We start from the raw sequence: 17604 nt of genomic DNA, 5'->3' as shown, positions 1-17604 counted from the left end.
TTTATATGGTTTGGTTAATGTCTTTAAGCAATTGTGCTGCCGACTCAGGTGTTATATCCCTTTGAGGGGTAGCCAGCATTTCATATCCCACCATGAATTTTTTAACGGTTGCCGAACGAAGCAATGGCGGATAAAACACCATATGCCAGTGCCACTCGTTATGTTGCTCACCATCGGTTGGTGCCTGATGAATACCGGCCGAATAAGGGAAGGAAACATCAAATACCTTATCATAAATCATGGTTAGCCTTTTATAGGTATCGGCAAGACCTGTTTTCTCGTCATCGGTCATATCGGTTATTCTTGCCATAGCACGTTTAGGGATTATCATTGCTTCATAAGGCCATGTTGCCCAAAACGGAACAACTGCCACAAAATGATTGTTTTCAAAAATTAAACGCTCATTCTTATTTATTTCCTTTTGCAGGTAGTCTGAAAGGAGTGTATTATTATGCTTTTCAAAATACTCCTTTTGTGAACACTGCTTTTTAAACGGTTCCAGAGGCAATTTTTGAGAAGCCCATATCTGACCGTGCGGATGCGGGTTACTACAGCCCATTATTTCGCCTTTATTCTCAAATATCTGTACATAGTTAATTTCAGGATCACTACCCAGTGCCTGATATTCTTCTATCCACAGGTCTACCACTTTTCTAATATCTGCCACCTTCATTTGTGGAACGGTAAGGCTATGATCGGGAGAAAAACATATTACCCTGCAAATGCCTTTTTCTGATTCTGCCCTGAAAATATCATCTTCTTCAAGATTAAAATCAGGAGAGTCTTTTAAAAGAGCCGAAAAGTCGTTCGTAAAAACATACACATCTTTATATTCAGGATTCTGCTCTCCCCCTGAACGTGAATTGCCTGGACATAAATAACATCCCGGATCATACTGCGGCCTTGAATCTGCAGAATGCTTTTCTACCTGCCCCTGCCACGGACGCTTACTCCTATGCGGGGATACCAAAACCCACTCTTCTGTTAAAGGGTTATATCTCCTGTGCGGATATTCGTTTAAATTCTTATCCATTTTTTATTACCGTAGCGCCGTCCCCTATGCTCACAGGGTATACTTTAAGCTCCTTTTTATATTGTTTGTAATAGCTTTCACTTACTTTACTGATAACATCTTCAACTCCCTCATTTTTTACAAGGTTAATGGTACAGCCACCAAAGCCACCACCCATAAGCCTTGCTCCTAAAACATCTTGATTATCTCTTACGGCAGTAATCAAAAAGTCAAGCTCTTCACAGCTCACTTCATATAATGATCTTAACCCCTCGTGTGTTTCAAACATTTTTTGCCCTACTGCCTTAAGGTTACCTGCTTCTAAAAATGCCGCAACCTGCTGCACACGCTGATTTTCTTCCACCACATAACGGCAGCGGTTGTATGCTGTCTTATTATTAGGGTAAACATAATTATCCAGCATTTCCAGCGAAACATCCCGAAGGCTGTCTACCAATGGCACATATTTTTTTACCATTGCAACACCCTCCTCACACTGCTGCCTTCTTATATTATATTCTGACGAAGCAAGGGAGTGTTTTACATTGCTATCAAAAAGTATAAGGCTGGCTCCTTCCAGTTTTAATGGCTTGTACTCATATTGCAGTGTGCGACAATCCAATTTTATAAGGGTATCTTCTTTACCAAAAATACTGGCAAACTGATCCATGATACCACATTTTACTCCTGCAAAATTATGCTCTGCCTTTTGGGCTACCAGAGCCAGTTCCTTATTATCAAGTCCTGCTTTACTATATTTATTTATGGCTACAGCCACAGCACACTCCAAAGCGGCAGAAGATGAAACCCCTGCACCTATAGGTATATTTCCTGTAAACACGGCATCAAACCCGTTTACATCATAACCCTTATTGATAAAGCCATCCACTACACCCAGTATATAATTGGCCCAGGTTTTTTCTTTTGTTTTGGCCAGATTTTTCACTTCAACAGAAAATTCCTCATCCATATCAAGACTATGAAGATGTATAGTATTATCAGTTCTGGGATTTAAAACAAAATACATCCTTTTATCAATAGATGCCGGCATAACAAAACCGTTATTATAATCGGTATGTTCGCCCAATAAATTAATTCTTCCCGGTGCAAAAGACACTATACTGCCCTGTTGAATGTAGGGCTCCAGTGATGCCGGAACCTCTTGTTTAACTTTTATATCCATTTATTATTATGGTAGATTATACATATCCGGAATGTTACTTTGCAATACACTTTCCGTTTTATTGGCAAAAGTTACGAAATCCTGAGTATCCTGCTGCCCTGAAGGCGGAACATAATATTCGTTTTGTGAATTTGCCCAAAACATTACAAAAGCAACTTTCACATTGCTATCAGTCAATGCGCTGTAAATATAACCAGAAAAGAAGTGGTCAATAGGACTGTTTAATGTGTTTATCTGATATCCGGTTTCTGTAAGAGCTGCAATCTTATTTTTTAAAATTGCCAAATCAGAAATCATTTTAAGTTTATTATTAGCTGCTGTAGCACCCGATTCTCCCTGGTTATTAAAATCACCATAATTATCCATACCTAATATATCCACATAGCTATCTCCGGGATAACGGCTTAGATACTGCGTTGAAGTTGAATAGGAATTATCGGGAGAAAAAGCATAAAGAACATTATGTACCTGCTTTATATCTCTTAAATATTCAACTGTAAAACGCCATAATTCCTGATATTCGTTTGGCGTACAATAAGTACTTCCCCACCAAAACCAGTTACCGTCAAACTCATGAAACGGCCTGAAAATAACAGGTATAAGTTTATTGTTATTATCTTTAAGGTTAGCAAGAACATCTGCAATCTTATCCAACTTCCCTTTATAATAATCATGGTTTACTCCTCCGGGCAATATACTTGGCAATGCATTATATTTCTGAAAATCGGTCATATCGCTGGCATAGAAACTTTCCCCTTCAAAGGGTTCCCTAAAGTGCCAGCAAAAAATATTAACCATTCCTTTACTATATGCCTGCTTAACATTATCTGTTATAAGCACTTCCTGCTGATAGAACCAGTTTTCAGGCTGTTCATTATTCAGGTCATCTGTAATGAACATAAAGTCTGAGCCAAGTAACGCCGGATCACTACCGGTAGCTTTCTTCATATCAGAATCGCCTATATCATCATTATAAAAACCGGTATAGGCATCCTGCTGACCAACAAGATATTTGGTTTTAGATAAATTATAAAGATTATAAAACAATGCTACCGTTTCATCAGTCGCGTTAGGATCTGCCATAAAGTTGCGGACATTCTCAGCAGTAAGTTCTTCATGTGGTTCAACAATTGGGTCTTCTGTGACAGTCTGCTTATCATCATCAGAACAGGCAACAAATAAAAGGCATGTCAAAAATACCGTTACCGATATTAATCTATAGGTAAATTTCATAGTAGCTTCGTTTACAAAACAGTTGCTTTTTAGCGGCTAAAGTGCAAGTGTTTTTCCAGTATGTTATATTTTTGAAAATTAAGATTTCAAACGTTTTCGAGCTACTTGTTTTTTGTCAAAAAGGTATACTATTCCTTCAATCAGGGTAACCTTTTTATAAGCTCAATACATGCCCTTGAGTTGTGGTAAGGACATTTCCAAAAACCTGCCTTGTCTTTTTCTATAAGTAAGTAATCTTTATTTACACCCCAAACCCATTCACCATTTTCTTTATCCAGTATATGTTCCTGAACAAATTCCCAGTTCTTTTGGGTCAGGTCAAGATATTTTTTATCTCCGGTAAGCTGCCATGAATTTACAAGGCCAATCCATAGTTCCGATTGTGGCCACCAGTGTTTTTCCTCAATCATTTGGTTTTTATGTATATCAAACTCATACCACAAACCACCATCTTTATCTAATCCTTCCAGCGCACCTTCGGTTAATAGTAGAGCATGCTTCTTATAAATAGCAGTAAGGTTTTCATCCCCAATTGCCTCGGCACACCATTGTAATAGCCATGCTGCCTCAATATCATGCCCATAAGAAACAACATCTTCTTTTTCCATCCATTCTTCATTAAAGAACAGCCTAAGATGTTTACTCTCTGTATCAATAAAATACTTATCAATGGTTATAAGTAATTCCCGGATTGTGTTTTTAAGACCCTCATCTTTCCAAACCCTGTAAAGGTTAGCATAAGCCTCTACTATATGAAGGTGCGTGTTCATGGTCTTCTTCTCGTTAGCATCCTTATCACTTAGGCGAAGATCATCAATAGGTTGCCAGTCTCTTGTAAAGGCTTCAAAATAACCTTTATGCACAGGGTCAAAACTATACTCTTCTATTTTTTTATAAAGAGCTACAGCCATTTCCAAAGCCTGAGTATTTCCTGATGCAGCATAAAATTCAGACAGTCCGTATATTGTAAATGCTAAGGCATAAATCTGGTTTTTGGTATCGTTTGGCGAGCCGTCGCTATTAAGGCTCCAAAAAATACCACCATGCTCCCTGTCATAAAAATATTGGACTATGTAATTAAAAGCCCTTTCAGCAATTTGCAGGTTCTCCTCATTTTTGGTAATTGGATAGGATGCAGAAAATGCCCATAAAATACGGGCATTTAATACAGATCCTTTCGGGTCGTTATAGTGTTTTATTTCGTTATGGTCAATCGTCCCAATGAAACCGCCATTGTTATTGTCTATTGTATTTTTACTCCAATAGTCAAGAATTGAAAGCAGCTCATCACGCATTTGCGATTTTAAATCCATTACAAAAACTTTTTGTTGTTTTCTACCTGTCTGATTATTGTATTTACCGATCCTGAAGATGTAAAAGTATCTTCCGGTGTATTCATTACATAATCCACGAGTTTATCTACAGTAGATACGGCAACATGCATACGGGTATCCGAAGAAGCATAGTAAATATAAACAGTACCGTCCTCATCTGCAATCCAGCCGTTAGAAAACAATACATTAGATACATCACCCACTCTTTCCTCTCCCTCAGGCCCCATAAAATGGCCTGCCGGCTGATGGGTTACCTTAGAAATATCATTAAGATCAGTCATGAACATATACAATGTATAGCGAAGCCCGGCTGCCGTATTACGAACACCATGAGCCATGTGCAGCCATCCTTTAGACGTTTTTATCGGTGCAGGCCCAAGACCGTTTTTAAGCTCATAAATTGTATGATACACCTTACCGCAAATAATCCTTTCATCCTGAACAACAGGGTTAGTCATATCATCCACAAAACCAAGGCCTATTCCGCCTCCGCTTCCTACATCAATAAAACCATCCTGCGGACGTGTATATAAAGCATATTTTCCGTTCACAAACTCAGGGTGAAGCACAACATTACGTTGTTGGCCAGTATTTGAAACAAGATCTGGTAATCTTTCCCAGTTTATAAGGTCTTTAGACCTTACAATACCTGCATTGGCAACTGCTGCGCTTGTATCTCCTTTTGATGCATTAGGATCTTTTCTTTCAGTACAAAAAATACCGTATACCCATCCGTCCTCATGCTCCACAAGCCTCATATCATATACGTTTGTATCATGATTTTCCAATTGAGGAATGACACATGGTTTTTCCCAAAACTTAAAGTTATCCACCCCGTTAGGGCTCTCTGCTATAGCAAAAAACGACTTTCTGTCTACACCTTCTGTACGAACGGCAAGCACGTATTTACCTTTCCATTTCATAGCTCCGGCATTAAAGGCAGCATTCATACCTATACGCTCCATACCATAAGGGTTGGTTGCCGCATTAAGGTCATACCTCCACTCTATAGGAGTATGTGCTGCTGTAACTACCGGATTTTTATATCTTGAATAAATACCATTGGTTTCTTCAACCGGAGTATTTTTCCTTTCAATCAGTTCCTGATGCTTTTTAACCAGGGTTTCATAGTTAGGTATTCTAACCTGGTTGTTTGTTATCATCTCGCTAGCCATATATTAATTTATATTAAATTCTGAGTTTTAGTTATTAATAATCTGTAAGCCTGCTCCACCATGTCTTTTTCATAATCAGTACTATAATCAGCATCAGTGCAAGTACAATGGCAAAACCTGTCCATTTGCTAAGTATAAAGTACATAGGAAGTAATGTTAGCAGTATCTGGCCGGTAATACCCATAGCCACATTAACCATGTTAATACCAAAGTTTTTGTTTTCTGTAACCGAAGGATCCTGTACCTGTGCTGCTTCCCTAACCGGTTTCCAAAAGCCCCACGGCCTTACTGTTTTATAGAAATTTATAAGCGTTTCCTGATTGGTAGGAGGTGCCGAGTATGAACCCAGTACGCATGCCACAAATTGTATTATAATAAACACAGGGAAATAATACAGCATTCGGGTACCGTCAAAATAATCGGTAATACCGCTTACTGATAAAGCCGGAGGTATAGCACTGGCAATAATACCTGCCAGCATTCCCCAAAAGAATCCGTTCGCATTAAAGCGCCACCAGTACCACTTAAGCACGTTTGCGCATACAAACCCACCATAAAGGCCCGCTGTTATTATATTAAAGATCATATTAACATCTTTAATAAGAAGCCCTAAACCAACTCCCAGGATTACCATTATAGTACCTGAAAGGTAACTCATACTAATTATCTGCTTTCTATCGGCATTCGGCTTTAGGAATTTAAGATAAATATCATTTACCAGATAAGCCTGTCCCGCATTTAATGTTCCTGAAAAGTTACTCATAAATGCCCCAAGGAATCCTGCCAGTACAAGACCTACAAGACCTACAGGCAAATACTTATTAATAACTGCAGGCATAATACTTTCAAAGTTTACTCCGTCTGCACTGTGGCTTAATGCCAAATCCTTAAAATACAGCACGCCCAGTATGCATAGCCCCATTGTCATAAAATAACGTATAGGAAGTAGTATTATCGAAATAAAACCACTCATTTTGCTGGCTTCTTCCGGCGATTTTGTACTTAATATCTTTTGGCAATCGTAATTAGGTGCAGGACCGGCAAGGCTTTTCAGCACTCCGGAAAAAAACATCATTCCTACTACTGCCGAGAACAGCTTATACCCATCCTTTTCAAGCTTTACCTGCGCATCGGTCAATATGTTTTGCCAGTCAAGGCCAAGCTCCCATCCAAACATAGGGCTGTCCCACCCTACCGGCATTTTATCCGCTATTACTATACCCGAGTCTGCCAAATGAATCATGGCTATAGTCCCTACAAACAGGGAACAAACTATCATGATCATATATTTTATAAAGTCAGCGAGCACTATACCGTGCATACCGCCTACAATACTGTAGAATGTAGCAACAAGACATATACTTACTCCGTAAAACTTAGCGGTAAGATCTTTCGCTTCATACAATGCTGTTTCATAAGCCGGTGTCCCTGCCTGAAAAGCATCTACATGCTGATCAAGAAACGGAAATACTTCCTTTACACTTTCATAAGGAATAAATATTTCCAAAAACTCCCCTACTCCCACAAAAGCATAAGCCATATAGCCCACACAAAGCATAAGTGCAAAAACCACTACTACCGCATGACTTTGCTTAACTCCTTTATCTGATAGCCCAAAACGGGTACTTAGCCATTCTGCTCCGGTTGTAGCATTACTTCTTCTAAGCCATTTACTTAAAAAGACCATTAAGAAAACCTGATTAAATACCGGCCACATCCATGGTATCCAAACACTTTTAAAACCATACAGGAATGCCATACTTACCAATAGCATTGTTCCGCTTATATCAAACATATCGCTGGCATCGCTTAACCCCAACATGTACCACGGAAGTTTTTTTCCTCCCATAAGATAGCTGTCTTTGCTTTTCTTGGCGCGGTTTTTCATGACAATCCCTATCACGATCATCATTATAAAATAAAGTGCAATTATCGTTAAATCTATGGCTGTTAATCTCATATTATAGCAGCTGCAAAAGCAGTATATGTCTTATTGATATAATTTTTCTTTTGTTACATCGCTTTGAAAAAGCGTATTCCTATCCTTATAGTATTGAATAAAATCCTCCTTATAAGAATGTCCGCTATAGGGCGCATAATAATGCATTCTTGGCGGATCCATATGCTCGTTCCATCCGTGGTTTCTCCACACCAGGACATAAGATATCTTGTTTTTACCCACAGCATTTGTAAGCGTTTCTGTCCACCATTTTTCATACGGAATAGCCTCATAACCGGTCTCTGCAAGTGCAGTAAGCTTTCCGTGTTCATCAGCTGTTTTTTGCACAACAGTTAAAAGACGGTTTACTTTTTTGCTGTATTCCTCAAGCTTAGGCCCTTCGCCCATCTGGTAAGCATCAAAACTCATCATATCCACATACTCATCTCCGGGATAATATTCCATAAAATCTTCCTGAGTATTTACATTAGCATCCGAAGTATTGTATACATATATAAGATTATGTACACCTTTCTCTTCAAAATAGTTTACCGTAAACTTCCATAGTTCCTTAAACTGCTGTGGAGTGGTAGTATTTTTGCACCACCAAAACCAGTTGCCCGTAAATTCATGATAAGGCCTATATAGTACAGGTATCTGCTTACCGTCACTTCCTTTTAAGGAAAGGAAAAATAAAGCAGCGTTATCCAGCCATCCTTTAAAAATCTCATGCTTTTCACCTCCAGGAAGTATAGAGGCAACCGTTCCCTGCGGGTTATCCCAGGAATCGCCGCCACTAAGCGGGTTATTCATATGCCAGCTAATGGTATTTACACCCCCTCTGTCATAAACCTGTTTAATAAACTCTTTCATTTTTTCAAAAGGCACTCCGTCAAGGTTTTTCTCAGCATTATTCTCCAGTCTGCCTATATCCCAGCCGTACACTGCAGGATAATCTCCGGTAACATCTTTAACATCACTGCGTCCCTCTTCATACTTCCATTCTACCCCATATGCAAGGTCATCCTGATGACCGAACATATATCCTTCTTCCCTTAGATTAAACAGATTGTTATATAGTACAGCGGTTTCTTTTGTGGCCTGTTTGTCGGCTAAAAGATGTACATCCTTAAGATTTGTATCGCTATTTTCCGACTCCTGCGTTTTATCTGATTTTCCACAGGAAACCACAGCAAAAGCTAACAGCAGTATTGGTAATTTGTTTCTCATTTAATTTTGTAGTTGGTTTGCGAAGAACCTGTTACGCTTGATAAATTCTTAAATTCTTCACCTTATTATTTCACAAAGTGTAATTTTAAATACACTTTTTTGATAATGCCAAAGATAATTTTAGTCTTAAATTTAAGTTAATATTATTTTATCAATATTATATCATATAATTGCAAATAAAATTACAGATATGAACAATCAAAAATTTCACAGAGAAATAACACCGCTTTCTAAAGGGGACAGTTTCCTGGTTTTTGACAGGATAAAAGACAATTTTGACTTCCCCATTCACTATCATCCCGAGTACGAAATTAACTTTATTCTAAATGCGAAAGGTGTAAAAAGAATTGTGGGTGACCATATAGAGGAGATAGAGGATGTAGAATTGGTATTGGTAGGACCTAACCTGTATCATGGGTGGGAGATGCATAACTGTAAAAGCAAAAACATACACGAAATAACCATACAGTTTCACAATGACCTGTTTAGTGAATCGTTACTTTCCAAGAGAATAATGATGCCTATAAAAGACATGTTTAACAGAGCTAATCACGGTATACTCTTCTCAAAAAAAACAGGCGAAGAATTAGCTAACAGACTGGTACACATATCTAAACTTGACGGAATGGATTATTTTTTAGAGATTATATCCGTATTGCACGACATGGCCAATTCCAGAAACCAGAAACTACTTTCTACCTATACCGTTAACTACGACACCTTTGAGGATGACGATAAGATGAAACTGGTATATGACTATATACAAAAAAACTTTTCGGGTAAAATAACTCTTGATGACGTGTCAGATATAGCAAGTATGAGTCCTGTATCATTTAACCGTTTTATCAAGAAAAGAACCGGAAAAACCTTTGTCAACTACTTAAATGATATTCGTGTAGGTTATGCCGCAAGATGGCTGGTAGAAAAAGACCTCAGTGTATCTGAAATTGCATTTAAATCAGGCTTTAATAACATTGCCAACTTTAATCGCATTTTTAAAAGCGTAAAAAACACAACACCAAGCCAGTACAGAGATGAATTTTACGGAATGAAACGATTTTTATAAAATAAAGCCTATATAAAACAAACACTCAAGAAGAGAGTAAATAATTGATTTAAAATGATTTAATTATTCTTAAAAACCACTTTCTGTTTTTACGGTATACTATTTACGCAAACGTTAGAGAAAATATTATCATTAAATGATAAAATAATATTAACAAACACTTAACATCTCCCATAAATTTGTTTTTATCAATAAATAAACTCTAAAATTACCGAAAGTAAAAATAAAGTGTTTATTTATTCAGAAATTAGTAACTAACCTAACACAAATCAATTATGGGGATTAAATTATTCTATTTTACTAAATGGCTCCAGCGAGGCAATGCATTACTGTATTTGCTTTTGTTGTGTTCTTTTAGTGCCTTACAGGCGCAAACAACTGTTACCGGCACGGTAATAGACAATACAGGCATGGGTATACCTGGTGCTAACGTTACTATAAAAGGTGCAGGAACCGGTGTATCTACAAATGAAGACGGACAATACAGCATTAATGCTCCAAGTGATGCTGTGCTGGTTTTCAGTTTTATCGGGTATGGAAATCAGGAAATTGAAATAAACGGAAGAGAGGTAGTAAATGTTACCCTTGAAGAAAATGCACAAACTCTTGACGAAATAGTATTAATTGGTTATGGAAGTCAAAAAAGACAGGAAGTTAACGGTTCCGTTTCAAAAATAAAGGCTACTGATGTTGCCGACTTAACACAGGTAAGTATAGACCAAATGATGCAGGGTAAGGCTTCGGGGGTTGTTGTTACAAACAACTCAGGACAGCCGGGTAGTTCAACCTCTATACGTATTAGGGGTAATACATCACTTTCAGGAACAAACGAACCTTTATATATTATAGACGGTGTACCAGTTTCGGGAGATGCTACAGGAAACGCTATGAGCGGAAGACCTATAGCAGGTGGCGATTTTACATCACAGGGTAATAACACAGTGAGTCCGCTTGCTATGCTAAACCCTAATGACATCGAGTCGATGGACATCCTTAAAGATGCCTCTGCAACAGCCATTTATGGCGCAAGAGGTGCCAATGGTGTTGTAATAATCACTACTAAATCAGGTAAAAAAGGTACAGGAAAACTAACATACGACAGTTATGTTTCGTTCCAGGAACAGGCTAAATTACTTGATGTAATGGATCTTCAGCAATATGCCCGCCAGCAAAATGAACTTGCCGCTTTGTACGGACAGGAATTAAGACCTGAATTTGCACATCCTGAGTTATTAGGATCTGGTACTAACTGGCAGGAAGAAATTTACCAGACAGGTATACTTAAAAACCATCAGTTAGCTTTTTCAGGTGGTAAAGACGACACCAATTACTATATATCAGGAGGTTATACAGACCAACTTGGTACAGTAATCGGATCTCAGTTTAAGCGTTATACATTTAAGTCTAATGTTGACACTAAAGTAAAAAAATGGTTAAAGGTAGGTGCTTATGTAACAGGTTCAATTACCAACGAAGACATTACCTTAAATGGTCAGCAAAACGGTATTGTAAGTACTTCACTACTTCAGGCTCCTGATTTAGCAGTAAGAAATCTTGATGGTTCTTATGCCGGTGCTCCGGCAAACAACCAGGGTGTTGCTTACATAAACCCTGTGGCCCTAGCTCTAACAAAATCTAACGAACTGGTTCGTAAAAATTTCTTAGGAAATGTTTATGCTGAAATATCTTTATTTAAAGGCCTTAGTTACAGGTTTGAACTTGGTGCCAATACAGAGTTTAGCGAAAACGACGAGTTTCTTCCAACATATCAGTGGGGTTCTTTTGGCAATGAGTTTGCCGACTTAAACAAAAGACGCCAAAACTGGTACTCATGGAACGTAAAAAACCTTCTTACTTACAGAAACACTTTTGCAGGCAAACATGATGTAACAGTGCTTGCCGGACAGGAGGCTAATGAGTCTACCTGGGATGGTATGTATGCTTATGCTACAGGTTTCCTGAGTAATGATGTACACACTATAAGTGTTGCCGATGCTTCTCAAAGCACTGTAAACGACTATAAAGGCAGCCAGGCTCTTAACTCATATTTTGGCAGGGCTATTTATACTTTTGACGATCGTTATAGCATTCAGGGTTCAATAAGGGCTGATGGTTCTTCTAAATTTGACCCTGTAACTAAAAAACAATGGGGATACTTCCCTGCAGTTTCAGGTTCATGGACACTTTCAAACGAAGGCTTCATGGAAGGAACTAAAAAATATATAGACAATATTAGATTTAGAGCCGGTTATGGTGAAGTGGGTAACCAACAGATAGGTAATAACAGGTATGGTGCTAACCTTAGCTTTATTGGTACAGGATTAGGAACAGGTACTCTGTTTACTAATATGGCAAACCCTAATGTAACATGGGAAACTTCTAAACAAACCAACTTAGGTATAGATTTTACGCTATTTAGCAATAGACTTAGTGCTACAGTAGAATTCTACAACAAAAGATCGGAAGACTTCCTTACTACGCTCCCTCTACCTTATTACCTTACAGGCGGCCCTAACTGGGAAGGTGGTATAGACCCTCCTTATGTAAATCTTGGTGAGATACAAAATAAAGGTATAGACCTTACCCTTTCATACAAAACAGATCCTTCAAAAGATTTTTCATGGAACTCTACCCTTATTTTCTCAAGAAACAGAAATAAGGTAGTATCCCTAAACGACGGACTTGTACTAATGCAGGAAGTAAACACTAATGATTATACTACTGTTACCGCTACAAATACTGTTGTAGGACAGCCAATGGGACAGTTTTACGGATATCAGACATTAGGGATCATCAGAGACCAGGATCAACTTGACAATGCGCCGTTAATTGGCATTTACAACGGAGACCCGGTACAATCTCAATTAGGAGATGTATTATACGCCGACTTAAATGATGACGGAGTAATAAACGATGATGACAGAACTTTTATAGGTAATCCTTACCCTGATTTTACTTATGGTTTTACAAACAACTTCAGGTATAAAGGTATAGACCTTTCTATTTTCCTACAGGGTTCTCAGGGCAACGACATTCTTAATCTTACAGGAAGAACCGGTACCCTAAACACCAACCTATATCAAAACCAGCTAGCTGAAGCTGCTGATTACTGGACGGTAGACAATCCTAATGCAAGCCTGCCCAGGCCGGTAAGTAACCTTGGCCACAGTAATCTTTTAATTTCTGACAGGTATGTTGAAGACGGTTCTTACTTAAGAATCCAAAACATTACGTTAGGTTATACTTTACCATCTGATATTACATCAAAAGTAAGTATTACAAAACTGAGAATTTATGGAGGTGTTCAAAACCTGCACACCTTTACAAAGTATAAGGGATATGATCCTGAAGTAGGTTCTTTTAACCAGAATGCACTTTTAACAGGAGTAGATAACGGACGCTACCCTTCGCCACGTTCATTCACTATGGGATTAAATGTTGAATTCTAAAAATTAGCTCATGAAAAAAAATATAAAATCAATAGCAGTCGCAGTTTTCGCTTTAGGAGTGATGTCGCTTAACTCATGCAGTGATGACTTCCTTATACGCGAACCGCAGGACAGCATTACACTCGAAAATTACTTTAGTTCTAATGACCAGGTAAGAAACAGTACTAATGCAATGTACAGCAAAACATGGTTTAACTTTCACAACAAGGCTTTCTTTGCAATTGGTGAAGTTGGATCGGGTAACAGCTACACAGGATCAAGCGACGTTAACAGTTTAAGAACACTTACAATTTCCGGTACCGACGTAGAAATGGTTAATGCATGGAAAGGTCTATGGGCTACTATAGCACAAGCCAATATGCTTATTAGCCTTCTGCCGGAAAGAGTAGGTCCGGAAGTAGATCCGGAAGTAGTGGATGTTGCAATTGGCGAAGCGCACTTTATGAGAGCTACGGCTTACTTTTACCTTGTTAGGCTATGGGGACCGGTGCCAATTGTAGAAAACAACCTGGATAACGTTGAAAACCCTCAAATACCTACAAACCCTGTAGAAGATATTTATCAGTTTATTGAATTAGAATACAATGCTGCAATAAATATGCTTCCTGAAAAAATAAGAAGCTCTAATTATGCCGATAACGGAAGGGTATCTAAAGGTTCTGCCAAAGCAATGCTTGCTAAGGCGCACTTATATCAGGGAGAATATAATGAAGCAAGACAACTTGCTGAAGAAGTAATAAACAGCGGTGAGTTTAAACTTTATGGAGGTGAGGAACTTCCTTCCTACTCTTTTGGAGACCTGTTCCTTACAGCTAACAACAATAATGAAGAATCTATTTTTGCACTACAGTGGAAAGTTACCGGAAACTACGGTACTGCCAGCAACTGTAACACTCAGTTTGGTTATTCCCCTTACATAAATCAGGCTACTTACGGAGGTGTATTTGCCCCTTCTATGGACCTGTTAGCCTCATTTGAAGACGGGGATTTAAGACGTAAGGAAACAGTTATGTTACCTGGGGATTTCTACCCTAACATTACAACTGCCGATGGTCCCGGATTAACTGTTCCTGATGATATTGATGCACAGGGTACAGGTTCGGGTATCAAAAAATACGTTGTAGGTAAAGGCGGCGGTGCTGCAGGTCCGTTTGACAACTGGGGTATGATGGAAAACAACACTTATATCATGCGTTATGCTGAAGTATTACTTATACATGCAGAGGCAATTTTAGGAGGTGCTGAAAGCACTTCAGATGCTGCTGCTCTTGATTCTTATAACAAAGTAAGAAACAGGGCCGGTTTACCATCTGTAACTTCATTCACTTTTGATGAACTTTTCCATGAAAGAAGAATCGAATTGGCTTTTGAGGGAGATTACTGGTATGACCTTGGAAGATTACCATTATCTAAAGCAGCAGATATAATAAGTAATCAGGACAGAGGCTTTGTAGACAATCCTAACTTCGTGCCAATCCCGTCGGGAGACTTCTTTATACTGCCTTACCCAACTATCGATTTAGACAAGAATCCTAAATTAGGTGAGCCTCCGGTACCTTATAACTTTGACTAATTTTAAAAATTCAGTATATGAAAACTTTTAAATTAAAAAAACTAATGGGTTTACTTACCGTTTTTACGGTAGTATCCCTGGGGATTGTATCCTGTAGTGATGATGATTCGTCTGCAAGTACATCTGCCCCTGAAATTAACAGTATAGCCCTTTCTGCCGACGAAAATCTGGAGCCACTTGAAGTAGGTTATGCTAACAACATGTATGCAATACAGGGTGTAGGATTCAGTACATTACAAAAAGTATATTTTAATGACACTGATACTTATTTTAACCCAACCTTAGTTACTGAGAACACCATTTTTGTTACGATAGACAAAGACACTCCTTATGCAGATGCATCAAATGAGTTAAAAATCGTCACTAAATATGGCACAGCAGTATACCCGTTTATTGTGGCACCACCGGCACCGGAACTGAGAAGTTTCCAGCCTGTTAATGCAGCAGATGGCGAAGTGGTAACCCTTTTAGGAAACTATTTCCTTGACCCTGTAGTAACTGTAGGTGGTGTAGAGGCAGAAATCGTTTCCACATCTTTAACGGAAGTAGCTATTAAACTGCCTGCCGGTTCTCAACACAAATATATTGAGGTTGAAACCATATCGGGATCAGACACCTGGGGAACAGCTGTAGGTACTGCTATTTATGACGATGCATTTTATGACCCGTGGACTATAGAAGAATGGAACAACCACGAATATATAACTGATCCTGCAAAAGCATATCAGGGTGTTACTTTCATCAAGAAAGAAATTTCAGGATGGGATAATATTCAGGGTAACTGGGCATGGGATGATCAGATATCTCAATACACAGGAATACGATTTTCAGTTCGTTCTGACGATCCGGGAAAACTGGTGCTTATTTTTAACGGTGCTAACTGGGGTGATGCAAACTTTGCATTCACTACTACTTCTGACTGGAAAGAATACCGCTATACATGGGAAGAACTGGGCGGAATGCCTGAAGCCTTACAGAATATTTCGTTCCAGGAATTTACTGGAGCAACCCATAACTATTACTTTGACAATATAGGATTCACCGTAGATTAATCCCCTACACTTATACATTGTGATTTTGTTTTTTGTGAAACATTCCCTGATTTTGGATCGGGGAATGTTTTAATTATTTTTAAGTTCCCCCATAACACCTGCACAATAAAAAAACATAATGAAAAAAATCTTTTATAGCCTTTTAAGCTTAATATTATCCCTATCGGCATTTTCACAGGGAAATAACCATAAACTGGAACCTTCAAAATTTGAAGGACTGGCCATGACCCCTCCTATGGGATGGAATTCATGGAACACTTTTGCAACCGATATAAATGAAGACCTGGTAAAACAAACTGCCGATATTATGGTAGCATCAGGCATGAAAGATGCCGGATATACTTACATAGTACTGGATGATGGCTGGATGACGCGTGAAAGAGATGCAAACGGCAACTTAGTTCCCGATCCTAAAAAATTCCCTAGCGGAATGAAATCCTTAATAGATTATGTACACTCTAAAGGCCTAAAATTTGGATTATATAATTGTGCAGGCACTAAAACCTGTGCTGGTTATCCCGGGACAAGAGGCTATGAATATCAGGATGCCCGCTTTTATGCTGCGCTGGGTATCGATTTCTTAAAATACGACTGGTGTAATACAGAAGGCATTACCGCTAAAGAAGCTTATACAACAATGAGCAATGCCCTTAAAACTGCAGGCAGGCCAATCCTTTTCAGCCTTTGTGAATGGGGAGACAACCAACCTTGGGAATGGGCAGAACCATTAGGAAATATGTGGAGAATATCTGGCGACATCTATCCTTGTTTTGATTGTGAGTTTAAGCACCCTGAAAACTGGTCGTCATGGGGATTTATGAAGATAATTGACATGAGAAAAGGCATCCGAAAATATTCGGGTCCTGACCACTGGAACGACTTTGACATGATGGAAGTAGGTAATGAAATGAATGATACTGAAGACAAATCTCATTTCAGCATGTGGTGTATGGTGGCTTCTCCGCTTATTGCAGGCAACGATTTTAGAAAAATGAGCGAAGAAACCCTTAATATCCTTACCAACAAAGCTATGATTGCCATTAATCAGGATAAACTGGGAATACAAGGGTTTAGATATAACGAAAATAACAGACTTGAAACATGGGTAAAACCATTGGAAAACGGTGATTGGGCTGTGGCTTTTCTTAACAGAAGCGAAGAAGAAAAATCAATTGACTTTAACTGGAAAGACCACAGCATAAAAGATGAAGAATTCAACAAAGAGACTTCATTCAACACCATTACTTATAATGTCCAGGATGTATGGAATAATAAAAAAGCAGGAAATACTAAAAAAGCTTACAAAAGCAAAATAGCTCCGCATGATATTGTTGTATTAAGACTTTCTAAAAAATAAA

The 17604-nt window shown here is 38.5% G+C and carries 12 protein-coding genes; 5 read left to right on the top strand and 7 right to left on the bottom strand.

Annotated features, from left to right (window positions below; all coding sequences use genetic code 11):
- Position 1 precedes the first annotated feature (1 nt).
- The 7 genes from NU09_RS12275 to NU09_RS12245 form a co-directional block, all read right to left on the bottom strand.
- Positions 2-1033: a UDP-glucose--hexose-1-phosphate uridylyltransferase gene (locus tag NU09_RS12275; protein WP_129751589.1), complete on the bottom strand. Its 1032-nt coding sequence runs from the start codon at positions 1031-1033 to the stop codon at positions 2-4.
- Positions 1026-2195, bottom strand: a complete 1170-nt coding sequence (gene galK / locus NU09_RS12270) for a galactokinase (RefSeq protein ID WP_129751588.1) — start codon at positions 2193-2195, stop codon at positions 1026-1028. Before galK ends, NU09_RS12275 begins: the two co-directional genes overlap by 8 nt.
- A 6-nt stretch (positions 2196-2201) precedes the next feature.
- Positions 2202-3428, bottom strand: a complete 1227-nt coding sequence (locus NU09_RS12265) for a glycoside hydrolase family 26 protein (RefSeq protein WP_129751587.1) — start codon at positions 3426-3428, stop codon at positions 2202-2204.
- Positions 3429-3568: 140 nt separating this feature from the next.
- Entirely contained in the window at positions 3569-4741 is a 1173-nt protein-coding gene (locus tag NU09_RS12260) for an AGE family epimerase/isomerase (RefSeq protein WP_129751586.1), read from the bottom strand.
- Positions 4741-5937, bottom strand: coding sequence for a glycosidase (locus NU09_RS12255; protein WP_242501875.1), 1197 nt, complete (start codon positions 5935-5937; stop codon positions 4741-4743). The genes NU09_RS12260 and NU09_RS12255 overlap by 1 nt, the downstream gene beginning before the upstream one ends.
- Positions 5938-5971: 34 nt before the next feature.
- Positions 5972-7897 carry a sodium:solute symporter family protein gene (locus NU09_RS12250; RefSeq protein WP_129751585.1) on the bottom strand — a complete coding sequence of 642 codons (1926 nt, stop codon included), beginning with the start codon at positions 7895-7897 and terminating at the stop codon, positions 5972-5974.
- A gap of 30 nt (positions 7898-7927) precedes the next feature.
- Complete coding sequence (locus tag NU09_RS12245) at positions 7928-9106, bottom strand: glycoside hydrolase family 26 protein (protein ID WP_129751584.1); 1179 nt, start codon at positions 9104-9106, stop codon at positions 7928-7930.
- A 190-nt stretch (positions 9107-9296) separates the two neighbouring features.
- On the opposite strand from NU09_RS12245, the gene NU09_RS12240 reads away from it, so the two are divergent.
- From NU09_RS12240 to NU09_RS12220, 5 genes are all read left to right on the top strand, one after another.
- The gene (locus NU09_RS12240; RefSeq protein WP_129751583.1) at positions 9297-10172 is read left to right on the top strand and encodes an AraC family transcriptional regulator; all 876 of its coding nucleotides are present in this window, start codon (positions 9297-9299) and stop codon (positions 10170-10172) included.
- Between the two features lie 275 nt (positions 10173-10447).
- On the top strand, positions 10448-13621 hold the full coding sequence (locus NU09_RS12235) for a SusC/RagA family TonB-linked outer membrane protein (RefSeq protein ID WP_129751582.1): 3174 nt from the start codon (positions 10448-10450) through the stop codon (positions 13619-13621).
- A gap of 10 nt (positions 13622-13631) precedes the next feature.
- The gene (locus tag NU09_RS12230) at positions 13632-15194 is read left to right on the top strand and encodes a RagB/SusD family nutrient uptake outer membrane protein (RefSeq protein WP_129751581.1); all 1563 of its coding nucleotides are present in this window, start codon (positions 13632-13634) and stop codon (positions 15192-15194) included.
- A 17-nt stretch (positions 15195-15211) separates the two neighbouring features.
- Entirely contained in the window at positions 15212-16246 is a 1035-nt protein-coding gene (locus tag NU09_RS12225; protein WP_129751580.1) for a hypothetical protein, read from the top strand.
- Positions 16247-16364: 118 nt separating this feature from the next.
- On the top strand, positions 16365-17603 hold the full coding sequence (locus NU09_RS12220; RefSeq protein ID WP_129751579.1) for a glycoside hydrolase family 27 protein: 1239 nt from the start codon (positions 16365-16367) through the stop codon (positions 17601-17603).
- The last annotated feature ends 1 nt before the right edge of the window (position 17604 follow it).

Source organism: Flavobacterium beibuense (assembly GCF_004151245.1).
In the GTDB taxonomy this organism is placed as follows: domain Bacteria; phylum Bacteroidota; class Bacteroidia; order Flavobacteriales; family Flavobacteriaceae; genus Flavobacterium; species Flavobacterium beibuense_A.
The sequence above is the reverse complement of the archived record's forward strand: the minus strand, read 5'-3'. Positions and strand labels throughout refer to the sequence as shown.